This window comes from Moritella sp. (assembly GCF_013215705.1).
In the GTDB taxonomy this organism is placed as follows: domain Bacteria; phylum Pseudomonadota; class Gammaproteobacteria; order Enterobacterales; family Moritellaceae; genus Moritella.
The window spans coordinates 1-24,200 of sequence record NZ_JABSQR010000028.1; the positions used below are offsets into that span (position 1 = coordinate 1).

At 40.8% G+C, this 24,200-nt stretch carries 20 protein-coding genes and 1 pseudogene; 15 read left to right on the forward strand and 6 right to left on the reverse strand.

The window, feature by feature from the left end; all coding sequences use genetic code 11:
- The 4 genes and pseudogenes from HRT96_RS16880 to HRT96_RS16895 all read left to right on the forward strand — a co-directional run.
- A partial coding sequence (locus HRT96_RS16880; RefSeq protein WP_293159080.1) for a hypothetical protein occupies positions 1–872 on the forward strand: 872 nt, incomplete at its 5' end.
- A gap of 90 nt (positions 873–962) precedes the next feature.
- Positions 963–2,804: a hypothetical protein gene (locus tag HRT96_RS16885; protein ID WP_293159082.1), complete on the forward strand. Its 1,842-nt coding sequence runs from the start codon at positions 963–965 to the stop codon at positions 2,802–2,804.
- Between the two features lie 114 nt (positions 2,805–2,918).
- Positions 2,919–3,129: pseudogene (locus tag HRT96_RS16890) on the forward strand (urease accessory protein UreG); the annotation flags it as partial.
- 172 nt (positions 3,130–3,301) lie between these two features.
- Positions 3,302–3,592 (forward strand): PilZ domain-containing protein, encoded by a 291-nt coding sequence (locus tag HRT96_RS16895; protein WP_293159084.1) that lies wholly within the window; start codon positions 3,302–3,304, stop codon positions 3,590–3,592.
- Between the two features lie 162 nt (positions 3,593–3,754).
- Here the strand turns inward: HRT96_RS16895 and leuB are convergent, their stop codons facing one another.
- Positions 3,755–4,852, reverse strand: coding sequence for a 3-isopropylmalate dehydrogenase (gene leuB, locus HRT96_RS16900; RefSeq protein ID WP_293159086.1), 1,098 nt, complete (start codon positions 4,850–4,852; stop codon positions 3,755–3,757).
- Positions 4,853–4,888: 36 nt separating this feature from the next.
- Entirely contained in the window at positions 4,889–6,454 is a 1,566-nt protein-coding gene (gene leuA / locus HRT96_RS16905; protein ID WP_293159088.1) for a 2-isopropylmalate synthase, read from the reverse strand.
- Between the two features lie 248 nt (positions 6,455–6,702).
- Between leuA and HRT96_RS16910 the strand changes: the two genes are divergently transcribed.
- The 5 genes from HRT96_RS16910 to ilvN all read left to right on the forward strand — a co-directional run bounded on the left by HRT96_RS16910 (position 6,703) and on the right by ilvN (position 13,332).
- Positions 6,703–6,852 carry a 2-isopropylmalate synthase gene (locus tag HRT96_RS16910; protein ID WP_112715242.1) on the forward strand — a complete coding sequence of 50 codons (150 nt, stop codon included), beginning with the start codon at positions 6,703–6,705 and terminating at the stop codon, positions 6,850–6,852.
- Positions 6,853–7,075: 223 nt separating this feature from the next.
- Positions 7,076–8,884: a long-chain fatty acid--CoA ligase gene (locus HRT96_RS16915; RefSeq protein WP_293159090.1), complete on the forward strand. Its 1,809-nt coding sequence runs from the start codon at positions 7,076–7,078 to the stop codon at positions 8,882–8,884.
- A 223-nt stretch (positions 8,885–9,107) separates the two neighbouring features.
- Positions 9,108–10,754 (forward strand): bifunctional diguanylate cyclase/phosphodiesterase, encoded by a 1,647-nt coding sequence (locus HRT96_RS16920; protein WP_293159092.1) that lies wholly within the window; start codon positions 9,108–9,110, stop codon positions 10,752–10,754.
- 359 nt (positions 10,755–11,113) lie between these two features.
- Positions 11,114–12,841, forward strand: a complete 1,728-nt coding sequence (locus tag HRT96_RS16925) for an acetolactate synthase 3 large subunit (protein ID WP_293159094.1) — start codon at positions 11,114–11,116, stop codon at positions 12,839–12,841.
- Positions 12,838–13,332: an acetolactate synthase small subunit gene (ilvN, locus tag HRT96_RS16930; protein ID WP_293134985.1), complete on the forward strand. Its 495-nt coding sequence runs from the start codon at positions 12,838–12,840 to the stop codon at positions 13,330–13,332. Before HRT96_RS16925 ends, ilvN begins: the two co-directional genes overlap by 4 nt.
- Before the next feature lie 82 nt (positions 13,333–13,414).
- Here ilvN and HRT96_RS16935 read toward each other — a convergent pair whose 3' ends face one another.
- Both HRT96_RS16935 and HRT96_RS16940 read right to left on the reverse strand, forming a co-directional pair.
- A complete protein-coding gene (locus HRT96_RS16935) occupies positions 13,415–13,765 on the reverse strand; it encodes a DUF3802 family protein (protein WP_293159096.1) in 351 nt (116 codons plus the stop codon).
- 262 nt (positions 13,766–14,027) lie between these two features.
- Positions 14,028–14,801 carry an enoyl-CoA hydratase gene (locus tag HRT96_RS16940; protein ID WP_293159098.1) on the reverse strand — a complete coding sequence of 258 codons (774 nt, stop codon included), beginning with the start codon at positions 14,799–14,801 and terminating at the stop codon, positions 14,028–14,030.
- A 241-nt stretch (positions 14,802–15,042) separates the two neighbouring features.
- Here HRT96_RS16940 and HRT96_RS16945 point away from each other — a divergent pair, with 241 nt between their 5' ends.
- From HRT96_RS16945 to HRT96_RS16955, 3 genes are read left to right on the forward strand one after another with little or no spacing between them, the layout of a single operon-like run.
- On the forward strand, positions 15,043–16,839 hold the full coding sequence (locus HRT96_RS16945) for an assimilatory sulfite reductase (NADPH) flavoprotein subunit (protein WP_293159100.1): 1,797 nt from the start codon (positions 15,043–15,045) through the stop codon (positions 16,837–16,839).
- Positions 16,839–18,527 carry an assimilatory sulfite reductase (NADPH) hemoprotein subunit gene (cysI, locus tag HRT96_RS16950; protein WP_293159102.1) on the forward strand — a complete coding sequence of 563 codons (1,689 nt, stop codon included), beginning with the start codon at positions 16,839–16,841 and terminating at the stop codon, positions 18,525–18,527. Before HRT96_RS16945 ends, cysI begins: the two co-directional genes overlap by 1 nt.
- Positions 18,520–19,281, forward strand: coding sequence for a phosphoadenylyl-sulfate reductase (locus HRT96_RS16955; protein WP_293159104.1), 762 nt, complete (start codon positions 18,520–18,522; stop codon positions 19,279–19,281). Before cysI ends, HRT96_RS16955 begins: the two co-directional genes overlap by 8 nt.
- Before the next feature lie 60 nt (positions 19,282–19,341).
- On the opposite strand, the gene HRT96_RS16960 is transcribed toward HRT96_RS16955, so the two are convergent.
- Both HRT96_RS16960 and HRT96_RS16965 read right to left on the reverse strand, forming a co-directional pair.
- Complete coding sequence (locus HRT96_RS16960; protein WP_293159106.1) at positions 19,342–19,743, reverse strand: hypothetical protein; 402 nt, start codon at positions 19,741–19,743, stop codon at positions 19,342–19,344.
- Positions 19,744–20,021: 278 nt separating this feature from the next.
- Positions 20,022–21,479, reverse strand: a complete 1,458-nt coding sequence (locus HRT96_RS16965; RefSeq protein ID WP_293159108.1) for an aminoacyl-histidine dipeptidase — start codon at positions 21,477–21,479, stop codon at positions 20,022–20,024.
- Positions 21,480–21,802: 323 nt separating this feature from the next.
- On the opposite strand from HRT96_RS16965, the gene gpt reads away from it, so the two are divergent.
- From gpt to proB, 3 genes are all read left to right on the forward strand, one after another.
- The gene (gene gpt, locus HRT96_RS16970) at positions 21,803–22,264 is read left to right on the forward strand and encodes a xanthine phosphoribosyltransferase (protein ID WP_293159110.1); all 462 of its coding nucleotides are present in this window, start codon (positions 21,803–21,805) and stop codon (positions 22,262–22,264) included.
- Positions 22,265–22,491: 227 nt separating this feature from the next.
- The gene (crl, locus tag HRT96_RS16975; RefSeq protein WP_293159112.1) at positions 22,492–22,902 is read left to right on the forward strand and encodes a sigma factor-binding protein Crl; all 411 of its coding nucleotides are present in this window, start codon (positions 22,492–22,494) and stop codon (positions 22,900–22,902) included.
- Between the two features lie 187 nt (positions 22,903–23,089).
- Positions 23,090–24,193: a glutamate 5-kinase gene (proB, locus tag HRT96_RS16980; protein ID WP_293159114.1), complete on the forward strand. Its 1,104-nt coding sequence runs from the start codon at positions 23,090–23,092 to the stop codon at positions 24,191–24,193.
- Positions 24,194–24,200 lie beyond the last annotated feature (7 nt).

Genomic DNA, 24,200 nt, shown 5'->3' on the forward strand with positions numbered 1-24,200 from the left:
CGAGTAAAGCGGATACATTTAATTTTATTGGCCACAGCCGAGGTGCTTGTGAATGTATTATGGCCGCTTGGTTTCTTTACGCTTACGGTGATGAAAAGACAAGAAATACACCAGTTAATATCCTCGCGATTGACCCTGTTCCAGGACCTGGAACTTGGTGGAGTATTTTGACGCAACTACCTCCGAATGTTGTTAATTATGTTGGTATTTACTCGTGGGATCAGTCGTACAATTTAAATGTTCAAGACCATGCTTTTCAGGCTCTAGTACCTCGACCAAATGGACGAATGAGAGGCGAGGATAATAATATAACGATCCATTCGCAATCGTGGTTAGATTGGATTAAAAGATATCCTGGATGGGGGGTAATGGCAAACGAAGTACAGCAGGTAGATCCATTATTACCTGACGAAAATCGCCCTCAGCCTAAAGGCTATGAACTTTATACTTGTCGAGGAAGACATAGCACAATTGCGGGGAATACGACTGCCGATGGTAACTATGATCCAACAAATACGAGTTCGACTGTCGCGCCTGTACCCGAATTGATATACAAAATAGCCAGAGGTTATTTGACTGAATGGGGCTCGAGGTTTTCTACTCCCTGCGCTGTTGAAAAAGGCGTATTAGAGTTACGACAGGAAATTCATACCTTCCATCGTGAGTTTGACGTAATGGGCGGCGGGGCAACTCGAAACAGCACCTCTTTTCCGAATAGGCCTTATGTTCGACGTATTTCATCTATTTGGGGACGAAATCCAAATGATACTTATTACATGGATGATGTGGTTGGCGATCCACCTTATAAGCTTTCATACCCTGTTACTACGGAACGAAAAAATAAAGGTTGGGTTGATTGGAAGTTCTTATAAATAAATTTCAACTTAATTCAAATGTTTGTATTTTGGTTAGGTTTCCGCATTCCTTAGTTTTTAAAATAACGCCAATAGATGAGAATAAATATGAGTAAAATAGACGATATTAAAAGTGAGTTGTCCGAAAACAAGCTTTTTTATCATGATAGCGAAAACAATTATGTCAGGTTACTGGATACCCCAAATATTTGGGGGATGTCTTTTGGACCTGCGATAATGCCGAGGGCGATTGCACGTCAAGGTGAGTTTGAACGAGCAATCGTTGAAATTGTTCAAAAAACACGTTACCGATGTGATGTGTCGTCTCTTAATAGTCCTGATCCTGATTGGGCTAAAGCTATCTTAGGTGCAATCGATACATCATTAACAAAGCAGATGGGTAGAAGTGAACCGACGCAATTTAGATTTTTATTTGGACAAACACCCTTATACCCGATCAATGAACCTGAGAATTTAACTGATTTTAAATCTGCATTGGTTCGTCTTATACGCAGTCGTTCTCAATATTGGGAAGTCATGCCAGAATTTGTGGTGGGTCGTTTCTTTGAGCGTGTATCAGGTTCTTGGATGTCGGCGCAAAAGAAGTTTTTACCTGCTGCATTAATATCTGACTCAGATACAAAAATGACCTGGAATCATACCAAAATTATCGTCAGCGATGGTGTTGAGTCTTTGGTTGGTGGTCATAATCTAAATATGGATTTATTCAGAAGTTATCCGCCAGTTCATGATGTATCAGTGGTGGTTCATGGTGATGCAAGTTATGGATCTCAGTTATTTTTAAATGAGATGTGGAAAGCAGATATTGCTCTGTTAACTAAAGAATCATTAGATGTTGATACACTCAATTGGAATAACAGAGATGCGGAACCTGACTACCCAAGTGATCCGTTAGCACTAAGCTATGTTCAGGATTATATAAAAGAAAAACAAGGTAATGTTTTAACGGTCCATGAGACGGGTGTTCAACCAGGCTCAGATCCGGTAAGACCAGATTTAGCACCACAGCCACCAACCAGTAATATTAAAGACTTTGATTTACGCTCAATAGCAGATCTGAAGGCCTATGTATTCGAAGAACGCAGCGTCTACAATTCTTATGCTCAGTTAGATCAATATAAAAAGGCCAGTCGAATTTTAACGGTAGGTAAATATTGGACGGGTCCTAACCGAGATACTGATTTTAAAATAGGTTCTGAAATTATGAAGAAAAGCCTTATTTTAAATGCTAAAAGTAGTATTCGCATGTCACAGCAGGATGTCATTAGTGCTTGGAAAAAGAACTGGAAAGATCATGTTGTATGTCATTGGATCATTGAAGCATTATTAAAAAATGAAAATCTGAATGTTCAGATTGTCGTTTCTCCATTAGATGCAGGAGCGGGTGCAGGGGGTGATCAATACTCATTTGGATCGGGTGCCGTTCGCACATTTGAATTAATTAAATATTACATCACTCACGATGTTGATACTGATACCCTGCTTGATGATAGTGATGGAAAACGTGCCAATACATTATCGCGATTATTTGTTGCGCCATTCTTTTATACGGATCAAGTACCGTTCGATAAGCAAGACGAAGGGGAAACATATAAGTGGCCAGAATTACCAATCGAAGGTCGAACGGCGACTTTAAAAGGTAAATCGTTATCGGAAGAACCGCCTGAAAAAGGGATTATTGGTCATCCATTCTGGACGACTATTAGTGCCAGTGGTTATTTTTATGGTCGCGTGGATGCTGCGCCTGGGAATCATGCCAAGATTATGATTGTTGATGATGAGGTATGTATTGTTGGGTCTGACAATATGTACCCAGGGAATCTTTCTGAAGTTAATTATCTTATTGAAGGTGATGCGGTCGGCGAGTTACTTAAATCGTACTGGACACCGTTATGGAAATATTCTAGTCCGCATGCTCATACCGGTTAACTGAGAAGATCTTACCATTTAGGTTGCGGTAGAACCATAAAATCTGGCTTTACCGCAACGCTTACCCTGACTTTCACTAATCTACATTTAATTATCCTTTGAGTGGTGCATATAGATAATTTAAGTGCGACTTTTAGTCCTGAGTTAGCCGATTTAACTATTTATGTAATTGATGTTGCCGAAGGTGAAAAAGATCCCCCGTAAAGGCGGTCCAGGTATTACGCGTTCTGATAAACCGTATGTGTTCACTAATATGAAAAAGCACATTGGCTTACAACAGATTATTGATTTTATTGTGGATAAAGGCATGCTGGATTGCGAGTAGATAGTGGCTAAATGACTAGTGAAATAGTTGTTGAGATCGCATTATTCGAGTTGCTCTATCCCGGGTTAGTAAATGATGACTATACTCAAAAAAGTAATGGATCATTTAGATATTTGAATGATTTATACTTTTATCAGCATTTATAAATTAGAGTCATAAGAGGGATATTGATGTGCTAAAAGCTAATTTGGAACGACGTAGTTATCACCGAATGTTAATCGATTCACCGGTGCAGGTGACGGATGAAGAGCGTAATATTACTGCTATCTGTCGTGATTTAAGCGCGAGTGGCATGTCGTTAGATATATCTGAAAATTATTTTTCTTTAAACGATAGCGTGAGTATTTTTCTACCGACTGGCGATAGCCGCGTCCCACCGTTACAAGCCGAAGCAAAGGTAACTCGGATCGATAATAGTGGTGATAATTATCAAATAGGGGTGGAATTTACCAGTTTGACTTAGTCTTGGAGATTTATATTCGCGCCATCAATTCAAAGAGATGTAATTACGCTCCAATAAAAAGGCCGATAGTGTATTTTCACTATCGGCCTTGTTGTTATAACCCGTTACTTTAATCGAAGACATGTATAGAAAAGTTAAACTGCATGGTTAATGTGGTGCTAATTAAGCGCCAATTTTAGCGGCAATTAAATCACCCATTTGTGCGGTATTTTGCACTGGTTTCGCATTGGCATCACTGTGCAGATCGCCTGTCGCATAACCTTCTTCTAATACAAATGAAACGGCTTGTTCAATCGCTTGTGCCGCTTCTTCTTGTTTTAATGAATACCGTAACATCATTGCAGCAGATAAGATCTGAGCAATTGGATTGGCAATGCCTTTACCTGCGATATCGGGTGCTGAACCACCTGCTGGTTCGTACAAACCAAAGTCAGAATCGTTCATACTTGCTGATGGCAGCATGCCCATCGAACCTGTGATCATTGCACATTCATCAGAGATGATATCGCCGAATAAGTTGCCACAAAGCAGCACATCAAATTGCGATGGATCTTTGATTAACTGCATTGCTGCGTTGTCGACATAGATATGTTCTAGTTCAACTTCTGGGTATTCTTGGGCAATTTCAATGACCACTTTACGCCATAATACAGAGGTCGCGAGTACGTTAGCTTTATCAACCGACGTTACTTTTTTACCGCGTAGTTTTGCCGCTTCAAAGGCAATACGAGCAATACGTTCAACTTCAGCGCGGCTATAAAGCATGGTATCAAAACCAGTTTCGTCAGCGCCTTCGCCTTTATTACCTTTTGGTAAGCCGAAGTAGATGCCGCCAGTTAATTCACGTACGACAACTACGTCAAAACCATTGCTTGAGATGTCTTCACGCAGTGGTGAGAATTTTTCTAAACCCGCATGAATTTTAGCTGGACGTAGATTACAAAATAGTTTGAAATGCCCACGTAATGGTAATAATGCGCCTCGTTCAGGCTGTTCTTGTGGTGGTAGTCCTTCCCATTTTGGACCACCGACAGAGCCGAATAAGATCGCATCTGAATTTTCACACGCCGTTAGTGTGCTTGTTGGTAATGGTGTACCGTGGTTATCGATCGCAATACCACCAACATCATTAAAATCATACGTTAGTTCTAAATTAAACTTACTTTGTACAGCAGCAAGTACTTTAATTGCTTCCGCCATTACTTCTGGACCGATACCATCACCTGGTAATACAGCAATATTGTGTTTTGTTACAGTCATCCTTAGCCGCCTTTTCTATCTATTATCGAATTTGTATTATTGATTTTGTTTTTTAAGTTTCTGTTGTTCTACCGCGTTGGCGCGATGGATATTATTCATTACGTGGATATAAGCCAGCGCCGACGATTCGATGATATCTGTTGCTAAGCCGATACCGTGGAATTTACGGCCTTCATACGTTGCGACAATATCGACTTGACCCAGCGCGTCTTTACCTTCACCTTTTGCAGTGATGTGATAATCGGCAATATCGATATCGAAGCCAGAAATACGGCTTAAACATTTATAAACAGCATCAACCGGACCATTACCTATCGCCGCTTCAGTATCTGTACGAGATTCCCCCGTTGTTTCTAATCGTGAAATTAAGCTAATTGTTGCGGTTGCTTTCACACCAGAACCGGACTGAACACTGAGATAATCTAATTTAAAATGTGCTTCATCTTCGTGCAAGTTATTAAAGAAAATTAATGCTTCAAGGTCATAATCGAATACTTGGCCCTTTTTATCCGCCAGTTGTAAGAAGCTTTCATACAGCTCTTCAAGATTATAATCATTGTCGGTATAACCCAGCTCTGCCATACGATGTTTAATCACATGACGACCAGAACGTGAGGTTAGGTTCAACTTGTTTTGCGTTAGACCAATGCTTTCTGGGGTAATAATTTCGTAAGTATTTTTTGCTTTCAGTACGCCATCCTGATGAATACCTGAGGAGTGTGAAAATGCGTTAGCTCCCACAATCGCTTTATTCGCCTGTACTGGCATGTTGCAGAGTTGACTGACTAGCTGGCTGGTTCGGTAAATTTCGTGTGCGTTAATATTGGTGGTTTTACCTAATAAATCTTGGCGTGTGTGCAAGATCATGGCTATTTCTTCTAATGAACAGTTACCTGCGCGTTCACCAATACCATTGATAGTACATTCGATTTGACGAGCACCTTGCTGTATGGCAGCAATGGAGTTCGCTACCGATAAGCCAAGGTCATCATGACAATGTACCGAGATCACTGCTTTATCAATATTTGGCACACGATTGAATAAGTCGGTGATGATGCCGCCGAATTGCGATGGCACGGTATAACCAACGGTATCTGGAATGTTAATCGTGGTGGCTCCGGCTTTAATGGCTTCTTCAACCATACGACATAGATTATCGATTGGGGTACGGCCGGCATCTTCACAAGAAAACTCAACGTCATCTGTATAGCGACGGGCATGTTTAATGGCGTGGCGACCCATTTGGAGCACATCGTCAAAGCTACGTTTTAGTTTACTTTTAACATGAATATCAGATGTTGAAATAAAGGTATGAATACGAAAGTCTTTAGCAACTGACAGCGCTTGGGCTGCAGCGTCAATATCTTTTTCAAGCGCGCGAGAAAGGGCGCAAACACGACTATTTTTAATATTACGTGCAATCGTCTGCACGGATTCGAAATCACCAGGTGATGAAATTGGAAAACCAACCTCCATTACATCAACACCTAGGCGCTCAAGTGCAAAGGCGATTTGTAATTTTTCTTTTACGGTTAAGCTTGCAGATAATGCTTGCTCTCCATCTCTCAAGGTCGTATCAAAAATAATAACCTGGTCTGACATTATGAATCCTTCAATTTGCCGTTATATAGACTCGCTTTAGCCATCTATATGTATAAATTAATTTTATGCTTTAATCATTACAGGCTTGGTTGTTTTTTGTCAATTGATTTATCCCCAGCTACTGGCAGATACACAATATAGGCAAGCCGTAAGACCAGCGTGGCTATATTACTTTATCACATAGCGAAATTAGACCTTTCTTTGATCTATGCCACACTTAAATTAGGTATTTTATCGTGGAGTGAGATATGTTATTTAAAAATGAACAAGGCGAGATGGTTGAGCTTGCAGATGACTTAACACTGAAAGAATTAACTGATATGGGGATTGATATATCTTTAGTTGAAAGAGACTGTGATGAACCATTAGACAGTTGGTCGCATTTAGCCAGTCACTAGCGACATTTAACTTATTATTTTCGAGCGTAATGACTAAATAAGTTGTAACTTGTGGTTAAACCACCAGTGTATAACTAAAATGACGATATTATTGGATTGTTTAGTGTTAAATAGATTATAAAATCTTCATTTATTTTACAAATGAAATTTTACAGGCTACCCTCTCTGGCTTACAAGTGTAAGCCGAATTTCGTTTGCGCCCGAATTAACATGAGAAATAGACATGAGTCAGCATTTCGTAAATCAGATCCTTGCAAGGATTGAGAAGTATCAAGATAAAACAGCCCTGAAGAGTAAAACGAAAACCGGTTGGGATCGCGTTAGCTGGAAACAGATGGGTGAACGTATCGAAGGTCTGGCAAATAACTTACTTAATCGTGGGCTTAAAGTTCAGGATAGCGTGGGTATTTGGTCAAATAATTTACCAGAATGGACGATTGCCGATCTAGCGCTGCAGCAGTGTCGAGCCGTTTCGGTACCACTTTATCCAAGCAGTACTTCATCACAAGCTGAATATATAATTAATGATGCTAATATTACCTGCATGTTTATTGGTGATAAAGCGGAGTTAAAACTCGCCTTACCCTTACTTGATAAATGTGAATCGCTGCAATCCCTTATTGTGTTTTCTTCGACTGTTAATTTACCTGATGATCCTCGTGTTGTTGCTTATGCCGATATGCTCGCGTTCACACCTAATAGCTCATCATCTATAGCGCTATCACAACGTATTGAACAAGCTAGATCAGATGATCTTGTGACCTTGATTTATACCTCTGGTACCACCGGAGAACCGAAAGGCGTGATGCTTGATTATGCTAACATTAAAGCTGCATTAGCAGCGAATGAGTCCGAAACGCGTTTAGAAGAAAATGATGTTTCATTAGCATTCTTACCGTTAAGCCATGTGTTTGAACGTATTTGGACGTTTAATACATTGTTATGGGGCGCCGAAAATACTTACCTGAAAGATCCTGCGCGCATTCAAAAAGCCTTAACCGATACCCAGCCTACTGTGATGTGTGCTGTGCCTCGTCTGTATGAGAAAATCCATACAACGATGATGAATAAAGTTGAGAATGCCCCGGCAGCCCGTAAAAAATTATTTCATTGGGCTGTTCGCGTCGGTAAGCAACGCTTTGCAGCACAACAAGCGGGTACGTCTGTGTCGCCATTATTGCAACTGCAACATGCGATCGCTGATAAATTGGTATTTACTAAATTGCGCGCCGTATTTGGTGGCAATGTACGCTTCTTCCCTTGCTCGGGTGCAAAACTCGATGATGAAGTTAACTTATTTTTCCAATCAATCGGTATCCACATTAAATATGGCTACGGCATGACAGAAACTGTGGCGACAGTGAGCTGTTATTCGAAAGACTTTAAACTCGGATCGATTGGTTCGGTGTTACCGGGTATTGAAGTGAAACTGGGCGCTGAAAACGAGATCTTGATTAAAAGCCCGACTGTCATGCGCGGTTACTTCAACAAGCCAGAAGAAACGGCAAAAACCTTTGACGGTGAATGGTTGAAAACGGGTGATGCAGGGGCGATTGATGAAAATGGCTACTTGTATATTACCGACCGTTTGAAAGATTTAATGAAAACAGAGTGTGGTAAATATATTGCCCCACAATTAATCGAAGGTACGTTAGGTCGTGATCGTTTCATTGAACAAGTCGCCGTATTTGCGGATGCCAGAAAATATGCCTCGGCCTTGATTGTGCCTGCACAAGAAGCAATTGAAGAATATGCTAAAACACTGAATCTAAAATACGAATCATATGTTGAATTACTTAAGCATACTAAGATAGTTGAATTGCTTGATGAGCGTGTTAAAGAAATGCAGAAAGAGTTGGCTAAATTTGAGCAAGTGAAGAAATTTAAGCTCATGGCCTCACCGTTTACCAATGAAAAAGGTGAGCTAACACCGACGCTTAAGTTAAAACGTAAAGTGATTCAACAGCGTTATAGTAGCTTGATCGAAAGTATGTATAGCACTGTTAAAAAAGGAAAAAATATAAAACCTTAAGCTTTTTTCCTACCATAATAATCCCGTTATGCACTGTTAAGGTGACTTACAACGGGATTGTTATGTCTAGATCACATTTATTACTGAGTGAACCTTTACTGCTCTAGCACTTTCTTCCATTTATTACTGAGCCTAGTAAAATATTCACCCCATTGTTATTGATCTGAACTAATCTTAATTGAATATGGATTAAGCAGATTGGTAACAACGGATAGTGCTAATTATGGACAAGTTCAATACTGGGAATACTTCACATCAATGGCGTAAAATTGTTCTTACCTTCATTGCGGTTGGTAGCTCACTAGCACTGTTTTTTTGTATCTATCTTTTCGCGTTTTCGAGTAATGCAATCTGGTTCTTTTTATTAGCATTACGCCATACGATCATCTTAACGCCTACTTCCGTATTCATTACTATTTTTGTCAGCGTTATTAGTGTTATTTGTATCTATAAAACAAGTAACTACAGGACGAGTCTGCGAAAAACTAATTTGGAGTTATCCCGCTTACAAGGGCGACTTGTAGAGCTGGATTTATCGGTATATTTAGATAATTGCACAGGACTCGCCAATCGATTTAAATTTCTAGAAATGCTCGATAGCAGAATGGCAGAAGGGCAAGGTAATACCGCGTTATGTATTTTAGATCTCGACGACCTTAAAGATATTAATGATACTTTAGGTCATAATGTCGGCGATCAAGTCATCGCTATTATCGCGCAACGCATTAAATTATCGTTAGATTACCCTCTGCAACCTAACATGTATAAAACCGATATCTTTCGTATTGGTGGCGATGAATTTGCCATATTAATAATGGGTTTTTCAGATGCTGAAGATATCGCGCCTATCTTGAACCAATTGCTTAAAAATATCCGTCGCAAAATTCAATTGTCTGGTGAGAGTATCGTTATCGGTGTCAGCATCGGTGTCAGTATTAGTCCTGAGCATGGTACGTGTAGAGACTCATTATTGAAAAAAGCGGATATGGCTATGTATAAAGTCAAAGAGTCAGGCAAGCATGGTGTGGCTTTTTTTAAACCTGAGTACATGCGCGAATTGGAATACCGAGTCCATCTTGAGCAAGAACTTAATCAGGCGATTATCAATGGTGAATTTGAAATCTATTATCAACCGATCATTGATATATCAACAGAAAAAGAACTAGGCTTTGAAGCGTTAATTCGTTGGAATCATCCTGTTCGTGGTTTAGTGCCCCCCGATGACTTTATTCCTGTGACTGAACAAACGGGTCTTATCGTGACTATAGGTCAATGGATCATTAAACAAGTTTGCAGTGATTTAGCGTTATTACAGATTCACAATCCTGAGTACTTCATTGCGATCAATATCGCCCCACAACAACTTGCAGATAATGCTTTCGTACATAACGTCAGGAGTATTTTAGCGAGTTATTCTTTATCCGCCGCTCAGATCCATTTTGAGATAACTGAAACCACATTAATGAATGCAGATAGTGATAACTTGCGCGTATTACGCGAATTAAATAATTTAGGCATCAAGTTATGGATTGATGATTTTGGTACTGGTTATTCTTCATTTAGCTATCTGCATAAATTTAAGTTCTATGGTATTAAGTTGGACCGTAGCTTTATTGAAGGTGTCGTTGAGTCGGAACGTAGTCAAAAAATAGTGAAAGGTATTTGTGCTATGGCTGAGGCTTTAAAGTTAGAGTTGCTGGGTGAGGGCATTGAGCATCCAGGGCAAGCAGAATTCTTACTTAAACAAGGTTGTTTTAAGGTACAGGGATACTGGTACGCAAAACCTATGTCGTTATCAACGTTACATATGTGGTTGGCGAATCGAAATGAAAATTATGCGGCTGAAATGATAGACCAGCCATCAGTATAGTTAATTATATCGTTGTTCGATAAATTGTTTGTTTTAAAATAGCTGTGTGTTATCACATGGGTAACTTACCGTAGGCGATATTTTTTGATTTTAAATCAATGTGTTGCTGGTGTGTATCTCTTTATTTCCTCCGTGTTTCCGGCCGAAATATATCGTTCTAAGTAATGATGATGAATTTTTTTAATATTTAATTTCTTATATTGCTTTTAAAGATGATTTTATTTTGTTAATTTTAATAAATAAACCAATAAAAATAAAGTTAAATCTAATTCAATGGGAAGTTTAAACTTGTAACTAATTTGTTACAATGTCGACAGTTGTCAAACTAGAATTAGGAAATGGGCCGGGAGGGCCTGCTTATGGAAATGTTGTCTGGTGCCGAAATGGTAATCCGCTCACTGGAAGATGAGGGTATTGAGCATATCTTCGGTTATCCTGGTGGCTCTGTTCTTGATATTTATGATGCGTTATTCGAATCAAGTCAAATTGAACATTTTTTAGTACGTCATGAGCAAGCTGCAGTACATGCTGCAGATGGTTATGCACGTTCAACAGGGAAAGTTGGTACCGTCCTAGTTACATCAGGACCGGGGGCGACAAACTGTATTACTGGTATTGCTACCGCGTATATGGATTCAATTCCGCTGGTTGTCTTATCGGGTCAGGTTCCTACGTCAATGATCGGTAACGATGCATTCCAGGAAACGGACATGATGGGTGTATCTCGCCCTGTTGTAAAACACAGTTTTTTATGTAAAACAGCTTCTGAGATCCCAGAAGCAATCAAAAAAGCGTATTATATCGCGTCAACAGGTCGTCCTGGACCTGTGGTCATCGATTTACCAAAAGATACGCAAAACCCGTTAGCTAAATTTCCGTACAAATACCCTGAAAACGTATCTATGCGTTCATATAACCCAGTTACATCGGGTCATAAAGGACAAGTGCGTAAAGCCGTTAAAGCGATTGCAACGGCTAAAAAACCAGTACTTTATGTTGGTGGCGGCGCGGTAATTGCGAATGCTGAAACACAAGTACTTAAATTTGCAGAACAGTTAAACCTACCAGTAACGAATACCTTGATGGGGCTGGGTATCTTCCCTGGTACGCATCCACAAAATGTCGGTATGTTAGGTATGCATGGTACGTTTGAAGCGAACAAAACCATGCACAACTCAGATCTTATCATTTGTTTAGGCGCACGTTTTGATGATCGTGTCACCAATGCGATTGATAAATTCTGTCCAGAAGCAAAAATTATTCATGTTGATATCGACCCTACATCAATCTCTAAAACAGTACACGCTGATATTCCCATTGTTGGTTCTATCGAAGTGGTTGTTGAGCAGATGCTTGAGGTTATTGAAGAGTTGGATGTTACCGCGAACGAAGAAGAACGTGCTGCTTGGTGGAAACAAATTGATAGCTGGCGTACTAAAAAATGCCTTAGCTATGAAACCGGGTTGTCAATTAAACCGCAAGCGGTTATCGAAGGCTTATATAAACATACAGAGGGTAAAGCGATTATTACCTCGGATGTAGGCCAACATCAAATGTTTGGTGCCTTGTATTACCCGTACGATAAACCACGCCAATGGATCAACTCCGGCGGTCTAGGGACGATGGGCTTTGGTTTTCCTGCAGCTATGGGCGCTAAAATTGCCAACCCAGACAAGATAGTATGTTGTATTTCTGGTGATGGTTCTATTCAAATGAACATCCAAGAATTATCTACCTGTCTGCAATACGGTATTGCCGTGAAGATTATCACCCTGAATAATGGTGCGCTAGGCATGGTTAAACAGTGGCAGAAAATGTTCTATGATGGCCGTCATTCTCACTCTTATATGGAGTCTATGCCTGATTTTGTTAAGTTAGCGGAAGCTTATCATCACGTTGGTATTCAGGTGAGTAAACCTGAAGATCTTGATAAAGCCTTTGCTGAGTGCTTCTCGGAAGAAAACAAAAATCGTGTTGTATTCATGGATATTATTATTGATCCAGAAGAGCATGTATATCCGATGCAAATTAAATATGGCGCAATGGACGATATGTATTTAAGTAAGACGGAGAAAACCACCTCATGAGACGTATAATTTCAGTATTAACAGAAAATGAATCAGGTGCTTTGTCCCGAATCGTTGGTTTATTTTCACAACGTGGTTACAATATTGAGTCTTTGACTGTATCAACGACTGATGATGACACGCTTTCGCGTTTAACCTTGGTTACAAATGGTGATCGGGCTGTTGTCGAGCAGATCATGAAGCAATTGAATAAGCTGATTGATGTGCTAAAAGTGAGTGATCTTACCGAAGGTCCGCATATTGAACGTGAGCTGTTATTAATTAAAGTAAAAGCATCCGGTTTTGTCCGTGCTGAAGTGAAGCGTACATCGGATATTTTCCGTGGTCAAATTGTCGATATCACTGATTCTTTATATACCGTACAACTGACCGGTGATAGCGATAAGCTTGATGCCTTTATTAAAACATTAGCATCGAGCACTGAAATTGTTGAAGTTGTTCGAAGTGGTGTTTGTGGTATCGCTCGTGGTGAGCGTTGTCTAAAAGCATAATCTCGCTTTTATGTGTATAAAAAAGCCAGCCCATGTTATGTGGGCTGGCTTTTTATTTTTCTTAATTTTATATTAAAGTCACTTATACTAATTTAGATATTTCACTATCAAATAAATTTTTCATTAAACCAACGAATTCTTCGATAAACGCCATTTGCTCATGGCTTGGTGATACATTCCAAGCACTCGATAATACTTCTTCTAAATCACCGACAATAGCATCTATCTCACGAATAATAACAAAGCGATGCTTTTCAGTAAGCTGCTGATGTTGACTGCAAACCGTCATGGTATTATTGGCGATATGTTCGGAAAAGATATCCCCAATCGTGTCAGTGCTTGAAGTGCCTTGCTGGCTATGGTGTTCAAAAATAGCTAAGTTATCAGCTAAAAAGTGAATTAGCTGAATATAACCATCACTGTTTGTTATCATAATTATCTACCGCTTAAAATATAAATATCACATGCTATGGTACAGCTTCGCACTCATCGCACTCATCGCCCTCGCGGCATGATGGCGCTACGTGCGTATAAACATGTATAAGGTTTGATTATGCGCTGACCACTTTGATAGGTAAAGTAGAACAGAAAACAAAGCGTTGTTTTTTGTTCTACTTTGCGTAATATCAATAATTTGGTCAGATAATTGTCAACAGATTCATATTAATAGTTATAAATCGGTATATGGGGTGCGATTAATTAAATCGTGAGAAATCAGGTTTACGCTTTTGCATAAAGGCGCTTACTGCTTCTTTTGATTCTTCACTTTCGAGTGCTGCTGAGAAGTACTCAAGCTCAACGTCGATGACTTTTTCGATTTGGTTAATCAACTCGGCTTTCATCAATTTTTTGGTATTACGTAACGATGCAGGCGCTTTCGCCGCTAGCTTTAGTGCACTTTTTTCAGCCATTGCAAATAATTCATCAGCGGGAAGTACTTTGTTAGCCAGACCGATTTCTAATGCGGTTTGCGCATCAAATTTATCTGCAAGCAACATCAATTCGGCGGCGCGTTGATGACCGGCAAGACGCGGTAATATAAGACTAGCGGCATATTCTGGTACGGCGGCAAGGTCAGTAAATGGCAGGCGCAGTACGGTGTTATCGGCTAGGTACACGAGGTCACAATGCATGAGCATCGTGGTACCAATACCGATAGCTGGCCCCGCTACTGCGGCAATGACTGGTTTTGAGAAGTGTAATAATGCCAGCATATACTGCACCAGTGGCTGATCTTTAGAGAAGCCCATACCATTCATGAAATCAGCCATGTCATTACCAGCACTGAAACAACTTTCTGAACCGCGCAGTATCACCACTCGTACAGCTGGGTTGTTATCAGCCTGACGAAAAGCCTCCGCTAGCTCGGTATAAAACGCGCCGTTAAATGCATTGAGTTTATCTAATCGATTGAGGGTTAACGTTAATACGCCTTGTTCATTTAACTGTGTCAGTAAATAAGTTGCCATTTTATGTTCCTGCTAATGGTTTTTTGGAATAACTATTTTGCCATGTAAGTATGTCGAATTACACTATAAATGTTAAAGTTAGGTGTTAATTTTGTTGGTAAGGTTTGTTTTATTTGTTGTATAGACTCGAGGTGGTGAGTTTGCATATAACGAAAAGGAATAAAAAATCATTATTTATTCTTTGTGGTTATCGTTAACAGTCGTTAATCTTTACCTAATTCAGCACAGTGGAAGCCGTAATATGCTATTAAAGGAACTATCATCATTGACGAGTCCGTTGAGTGGACCGCAGTTATCACAATTGCAATTAGCACTTAATGATTTGTCACCAACGCAAACCGCGTGGGTGAGTGGGTATTTGGCAGGGATAAGCCAAGCATCTGGAACTCAAGTACAGGCACAAGGCGCGGTTTCTCAACCTGCGCAACGTGTCACTATTTTATTTGGTTCACAAACCGGTAATGCCAAAGGCGTAGCGGAAGAACTTTATCAGCAAGCGCAAGCGCAAGGTATCGCAGCCCGACTTGTGAATATGGCAGATTATAAAGCCAAAGAATTGAAAACAGAATCGCATTTGCTGATTGTCGCGAGTACCAATGGTGAGGGTGAAGCGCCAGATGATGCTGTTACTTTCCATGAGTTCTTAGCCTCTAAAAAAGCCCCTAAAGTACCAGAGCTTAAATACAGTGTCTGCGCATTAGGCGATACAAGTTATGAGTTCTATTGTCAAACCGGTTTGGAGTTTGATGAGCGCTTAGCTGCACTGGGTGCTGAAGCGGTTGTCGCACGTGCTGACTGTGATGTTGATTATGATGATATGGTTGCTGCGTGGAGCGAACAGGCTCTTGCCGCAGTTAAAGCAACGCTAGAAGAAGCAACAACGACGGCAGCACCGATTGCTGCTGTGGCGTCAAATCATGTTGCTAATACCTATACAAAAAAGAAGCCATTTAAAACCGAACTATTAGTGAATCAAAAGATCACTGGGCGTTTCTCTGCTAAAGATATTCGTCATGTTGAAATTGCATTAGATGATTCTGGTATTAGTTATCAAGCTGGCGATGCGTTAGGGATCTGGTTTAAGAATGATCCTGTGCTTGTCGATGCTATTTTAGACCAACTGGAATTAGATGGTACCGAAACGGTTACCGTCGCAAATGAAACTGACAATTTACGCGATGCTCTGATTAATCGTTTCGAATTAACCCAGAGTTATCCAAGTTTCATCCAGACTTATGCTGAACTATCTGGTTCGAAGAAATTAGCTAAATTACTCGATGATAAAGCAGCCTTACGTCACTATTGTTATGGTCGTCAAATCTTAGATGTGATTGATGAAAAGAAAGCAAAATTAACCGCCGAGCAACTACTGAGTGGACTACGCAAGATAACGCCACGTCTTTACTCCATTGCTTCAAGTCCTAATGAAGCGGAAGGTGAAGTGCATTTGACTGTTGCTGTAGTTGATTATCAGCAAAACGGTGAACAGCGTATTGGTGGTGCTTCTGGTTTCCTTCAACGTCTTGAAGAAGGCGCTGAGATTGAGATTTTTGTTGAACACAACGATAACTTCCGTCTACCAAGTAACGATGACACACCTGTGATCATGATTGGTCCTGGTACCGGGATCGCACCATTCCGTGCTTTTGTACAAGAGCGCGACGTACGTGAAGCCGCAGGTAATAATTGGTTATTCTTTGGTAACCAGCACTTTACTGATGATTTTCTGTATCAAACTGAATGGCAGGGGTACTTGAAATCGGGTCTATTGACTAAGATGGATGTGGCTTTCTCACGCGATCAAGCAGAGAAAGTTTATGTGCAAGACCGTTTACGTGAAAATGCCGCAGAGCTGTATGCCTGGTTAGAGCAAGGCGCTCATGTTTATGTCTGCGGTGACGGCGATAGAATGGCGAAAGATGTCAATGAAGCATTGATCGAGATTGTAGCAGAGCAAGGTAAATTAGCGCGTAGCGAAGCAGAAGAGTATGTTGCTGAACTACGTCGAAATAAACGTTATCAGAGGGATGTTTACTGATGAGCGACAAGAAATTAGCGGTTAATGAACGCATTAAAACAGAAAGTAATTTTTTACGCGGCACCATTGCTGAAGGCTTAGCAGATCAAATCACTGGCGGACTGTCAGATGATGATATGCAATTAACGAAATTTCATGGTTTTTATCAGCAAGATGATCGTGATATTCGTGCCGAGCGTCAGAAACAAAAGTTAGAACCTCGTCATAGCTTTATGCTACGAGCGCGTGTCCCGGGTGGTATTTGTACTCCTGAGCAATGGTTAGAGATAGATCGTATTGCCAGTGACTTAACTATCTATGGCAGTATCCGTCTGACGACACGTCAAACATTTCAGTACCATGGTATTTTAAAGCCACAAGTGAAGCCATTGATCCAAGCATTAGGCTCGGTTAACTTGGATTCGATTGCCGCCTGTGGTGATGTGAACCGTAATGTAATGTGTACACCGAACCCGGTTGAATCTGCATTACACCAAGAAGCTTATGCGTGGGCTATTCGTTTAAGTGATGATTTATTACCAAACACCAATGCCTATGCAGAATTATGGCTAGACGGTGAAAAAGTGCATAGTAATGAAGTTGAACCTATGTATGGGCCAACTTACTTGCCACGTAAATTTAAGATTGCCGTCGCTATTCCACCACACAACGACGTGGATATTCATGCCAATGATTTAAACTTTGTGGCGATTGGCGATAACGGTAAGCTCGCTGGTTTCAATATATTAGTGGGCGGCGGTATGGGGACAACCCATGGTGATGTGAATACTTTCCCGCGTTTAGCGGATGATTTTGGTTTTGTAAAACCAGAAGATGCAGTTGAAATCGCGAAAGCGGTATTAACGGTACAACGTGATTGGGGTTGCCGTACTGATCGTAAACGTGCACGTTTGAAATACACCCTGGAAGACCATGGTGTGGATAAATTCCGTGCAGAAGTCGAATTACGTTCAGGTATTAAATTTGAAACACCAAAAGCCATTGAGTTTACCACTCGTGGTGATCGCTTTGGTTGGATCAAAGGCATTGATAATAAATGGCATTTAACGCTATTTATTGAAAATGGTCGTATCATTGATACCGAAACCCATCCGATTAAAACCGGGTTAGTTGAAATTGCTAAGATCCACCAAGGTGATTTTAGAATGACCGCCAACCAAAACTTAATCATTGCTGGTGTGGCAGAGCAAGATAAAGAACAAATCGAACGTCTGGCACGTTTATATGGCCTGTATTCAGATGAAATAAGTCAGCAACGCTTGAACTCAATGGCGTGTGTTGCACTGCCGACATGTGCGTTAGCGATGGCTGAAGCAGAGCGTTATTTACCATCATTGGTGACTAAAGTTGAGGGTTTACTAACAAAACACGGCATTCCTGATGAACACTTTGTGATGCGTATGACCGGTTGTCCCAATGGTTGTGGTCGTCCATTCTTAGCGGAAGTTGGCTTTGTTGGTAAAGGGCCTGGTAAATACAATATGTATTTGGGCGCGAAGAATAACGGCATGCGTTTGAACAAGATGTACCGAGAAAATATTGGTGAAGCAGAGATCTTAGCGATCCTTGATACATTAATTGCAGAATGGGCAAGTAATGCCTTACCTGATGAACGTTTTGGTGATTTTGTGGTGCGCAGTGACGTGATTAAACCTGTGATTATTGCGTCGAGAGATTTCCATGGCTAAATTGAACTTAGATGAATTATTAACGTTAGATAAGGCAGGCCAGAAAGCAGCTTTAACCGTGGTTAATGCTCAGTTAGAAGAGATGACCGCGCAGCAACGTGTTGATTGGGCTGTTACTGAGCTGGGTGACAAATTAGTATTGTCATCGAGCTTTGGTATTCAAGCTGCCGTGAGTTTACATTTGCTAACGCAGTTTAAAGCTGATATTCCGGTGATTTTAACCGATACCGGGCACTTATTCCCGGAGACATATCAGTTTATTGATAAGTTAACTCAACAACTCAGCCTTAATTTACAGATATATAGCGCGCCGCAGTCTGCTGCTTGGCAGGAGTCGCGTTATGGTAAATTGTGGGAACAAGGTGTTGAGGGCATTACCCAATACAATGTGCTTAATAAAGTTGAACCAATGAAACGCGCACTGAAAGAATTGGGTGCACAAGTATGGTTTTCTGGTTTACGTCGTAGTCAGTCATCAAGTCGCGAAGCGTTACCGGTATTGTCTATTCAAAATGGCTGTTTTAAATTTTTGCCTATTATTGATTGGACCAATAAAGACATTCATTATTATCTGCAAGATAACGGGTTGAGTTATCATCCGTTGTGGGAACAGAACTATGTCTCAGTCGGTGATGTGCATACATCACGACCACTGGAAGCAGGCATGACGGAAGAAGAAACACGCTTCTTTGGTTTAAAGCGTGAGTGTGGTCTACATGAAGAAAATGATGAAGTGGCTGGCAGCGGAATTTAAGTTCAAGCTGCCGCTGATATCGCTTGGTTGTTAATAAAGCTTAGTTCTGACTCGTTAGAACTAAGCTTTTTGCCATTCAGGGATCGCGTTATCAATCGGCGCTGCTTGAGGTGCCGATTGTTTTTGCTCTTTTTCATCTTCTGCTGTTGATTTCTGTGCTTCATCTAATTCTTTCTGCAACTCTTCTATTTTTTTCTTGGTTTTATCCCAGCCTGATTCGGCACCTTGTTTTAAGGATTCGAACCACTCATCGCCGTGTTCCGCACTTTCTTCTAATAGTTCATCTGTTTTACTCTTCGCGGCTTCCATGGCTTTATTTGTTGCTACTTTGGTTTTATCCCATGCTTCTCCCATCGCTTCTTTAGAGGCATCCCACGCGTCGTCTGCGCTACTGGCTTGCGTCGTAAATGTCGAAAAGCAACTGGCTAGGCTGATTATTAAAATGGCCATTTTTTTCATCATCACTCGCTTATCTTTCATAGGATTGTTTATATAACTAAATTGTAGCAAATATTGCTGGCCAGCGTCATCCCTCAATGGATATACACTTATTATTACTGTGATGGGATTAATGCAAAATGCAATCGGTACGTTGCACTACAGCTGTTGTCTATCGCGTCGCGTTTGATGACGTTATATTAGTATGTTAGCTACAAAAAAAGCCAAGTACGAGACTTGGCTTTTTGATAATGGTTCGCAGACTCAACGCAAACGAGTCAATCGATATAGCGTGTTTTAGCTTACTTAACTGGGATCGCTTTTAAGATCGCCAGTAAGTATTTCCAGAACATATCAACAGTGGCGATATTTACTTTCTCATCAGGTGAGTGTGGGAAGCAAATGGTTGGACCGAATGATGCCATGTCCATCGTTGGGTATGAAGTCTTGAATAAACCACATTCTAGACCTGCATGGATAACCATGATTTTTGGTACAGAACCAAACTCTTTTTCATATACGTCACGCATGATCTGCATCACTGGTGAACTGGTATCTGGTTTCCAACCTGGGTAAGCACCGTCAAATTTCACGTCGGCCCCCGCAAGTTCAAATACCGATGCGATCATTTCTTGTGCATCAAGACGGCAAGAGTCAGCTAAAGAACGGATCAAGCATTGAATATGCACTGTTTTACCGCGTGATTGAATTACACCAAGGTTAGATGATGTTTCAACTACACCTTCAATCTCATCACTCATGCGCAGTACACCATTGAATACACCGTTAAGTGCAGTGATAAGGCGAGTCTGGCAATCTTGAGTCATCACTGTTGGTTCATTTGGAACTGGGATCAGTGAGATTGTGAAATCAGGTTCTGTCGCTGTAAGCTCTTTTTTAATTGTTTTAGCAAAGAATTCTAAACACGCTTTAAACTCTTCTCGTTGTGCTGGCGCAACAGTAATAACTGCAAAAGATTCACGTGGAATTGCGTTACGTAGTGACCCGCCGTTAATCTCAACAAGGCGAACACCCATATCGCGACCCGCTTCTTTTAAAAAACGAGCCAGTAATTTGTTGGCATTACCGCGACCAAGGTGAATATCAACACCTGAGTGGCCGCCTTTTAGGCCAGAAATAGATACTTCAAATGTTTGGTGATCCGTCGGCGTGTCTTCACGTTCGATAGAAAAAGACACTGTGGTATCGATGCCGCCCGCACAACCCATGTATACTTCGCCTTCGTCTTCTGAATCGGTGTTTAGTAGGATGTCACCTTCTAACCAACCAGCTTCAAGACCAAACGCGCCAGTCATACCTGCTTCTTCATCGATAGTGACAAGGACTTCGAGTGGACCATGTTCAATATCGTTTGAAAAGATGACGGCAAGACTTGCAGCTAAACCAATACCATTATCAGCTCCGAGTGTTGTACCGCGGGCTGTTACCCATTCGCCATCAACATAGGCATCGATAGGGTCAGTAATAAAGTTATGCTCGGTGTCAGAATTTTTTTGCGGAACCATGTCCATGTGCGCTTGTAATACCACACCCTTACGATCTTCCATACCAGCGGTCGCGGGTTTACGTAGGATAAGGTTGCCCACTTTGTCTTCTTTACATTCAACGTTATGATCTTTCGCTAATTGTTGGATCCACGCAGAGACCTTTTCTTCATGCTTTGAAGGACGTGGATTGGCACACATTTGCTCAAAAATATTCCAGACAACTTGCGGTTCTAAATTACTTAAATTTGCCACTACAGTAGCTCCTTAGTTGGAATTAATCATCATACTTAGCATGAGACAAAGGATGTTCCAGTTTATTGAGATAGTAAAGCGTAATATTCTAAATCCACTGTGTTAATCTATAGTTATGCGATACCGTAAACAAGTTGTCGCATTATCACACTCCATAAGAGGTAATCGCTAGCTAATAACTTGTCCTGATGGTCAAGTACTGGTATCTTTACGGGTTGCAAATTGCGTGTGCAAAGTCGAATTTTTTGTACGTAACCCTTCGTTGATGATTTTATATAGCTATACCTTAGTTCGTTCGCTAAGTGTATATAGAGGTTGGTTAAATGAGTGATAAATTTATAGTATCTTGGGATGATTTACAGCGTGATACGCGTAAACTTGCTCGTAAACTTCTTCCTACAACACAGTGGAAAGGTATCATTGCGGTTAGTCGTGGTGGTTTAGTACCTGCAGCCATTCTTGCGCGTGAATTAGACTTACGTCATGTTGATACTGTATGTATCTCAAGCTACGACCACGATCATCAGCGTGATATGACGGTATTAAAATCAGCACCGGGTGATGGTGAGGGCTTTATTATTATTGATGATTTAGTTGATAGTGGTGAAACAGCGAAGAAAATTCGCCAGATGTACCCTAAAGGTAAATTTGTTACTGTCTATGCGAAGCCTCTTGGTGAGCATTTAGTTGATGATTTTGTTACTGCTATTAGCCAGGATACTTGGATTGAGTTACCTTGGGATATGGCAATTGAATTTGTAGAACCAATCTGCAAACAAGGTTAATTAAACTACCGAGAATATAGGTCAGTCTGCATTCTTGTTATTAAACAGTGTCGTAACTTGCGACACTGAGTTTTGTCGATATTATACACTGTAAAAGACTTGTTTTTCAGTCGTATTATTTGACCTGCATCTATTGTTAACTATACTTAGTAGTTATCCCCCAACATTTATAGTGAATCATTTATAGCGTATAACTCATCACGAACAGCACATAAGAGATAATCATTATGGTAATAGCGACTGACCCAAATTTGATTTATTTTCGTAAACGTATTCGTATTTTAAATGCTCTAGGCCCTTATTTAAGAGAACATAATTGCCAACCTACCTCTTTTTACTTCGATTGCTTTAGTGTCTGTATTGATGCCAACATTGAACCTGATGAACGTGAGTTTTATGGTTGGTGGCTAGAAATGAATTTAGTCGATGATACGTTTGAATATCAATATCAGTTTGGCACGTATAATAAAGCCGGTGAGTGGATCGTAACGCCAATCCCTAAAGCGTTGCAACATAATGTCACAACATCACTTACTGTATTCTATGAGAAGTTATCTGTTTGTCTGACAGAGCAATTGAGCTTTAACCTAAAACCGTCCTCTATATTGGCGAAGACCTTGATCTTATCTGCGGCATAACATCCTGATTATGTCGTTGTTTTCATAAATTCAACCTGATTACTCGGTCTGATCATAAACGCAGCTGTAGATCTGATAAAAGTACAGTGTTTCACTGTACTTTCCCCGTCTATCAAGCTTCCCCCTATTGTATAAAAGTGCTTCTCAGGTCAAAATACTCATTAAGTTAGTAACGAGAATGAGTTAAATGGCTAAGAAAACCATAGTGGTGAAGTTAGGAACCAGTGTATTAACCAGTGGCACGGCAAAAATAGATCGTGCCCACATGGTTGAATTGGTTCGTCAATGTGCGCAATTGTACAAGCAAGGGCATGATATTATAGTTGTAACGTCTGGCGCGATTGCTGCTGGACGTGAACATTTAGGTGCTCCTGAATTGGCCCCCACCATGGCAAATAAGCAGATGTTGGCCGCAGTTGGTCAAAGTCAGCTTATTTTTATTTGGCAGAGCCTGTTTAATATCTACGGCCTCAATGTCGGACAGATGTTATTAACACGTGCTGATCTTGATGATCGTGAACGATTTTTAAATGCGCGCGATACCATGCGGGCATTATTAGATAACCGTATTGTGCCGATTATTAATGAAAATGATGCGGTCGCTACAGCTGAAATTAAAGTGGGTGATAATGATAATTTATCGGCACTTGCGGCTATTTTAGCGAACGCAGATATGTTAATGCTGTTAACCGATCAAGAAGGCTTGTTTACCGCTGACCCACGTAATAACCCAGATGCGAAATTGATTGAAGTTGTTGATGTGATTGATGATGAACTGCGTAAATTAGCGGGTGGCACTGTCGGCGGTCTAGGTACCGGTGGCATGGCGACCAAGTTACAAGCGGCTGAAATTGCTTGCCGATCAGGCATTGATGTAGTGATTGCGGCGGGTATTGCTGAAGATGTGGTGTTACGTGTTGCTGATGGGCAACGTGTTGGTACGTTATTCCCTTCGCATATCAGTCCACTAGAAAGCCGTAAACAATGGATCTTAGCAGGACCGACACCATCGGGTATCGTTATTATTGATGATGGCGCCGTGAATGCGGTAACGCAAAATGGCAGTAGTTTATTACCGAAAGGTATTACCGAAGTCTCGGCAACATTTAAACGTGGCGATGTGATCCAATTACAATCACTGCAGGGTAAATTACTTGGGCGCGGCATCTGCCGTTATACCAGTGATGAGCTTGCAACAATTGCAGGTTGCCATTCGTGTGATATCGAAAGCAAGTTAGGTTACGGCTACGGTGCTGTTGCCATCCATCGTGATGATTTAGTTTTATTTTAAGGAAGAT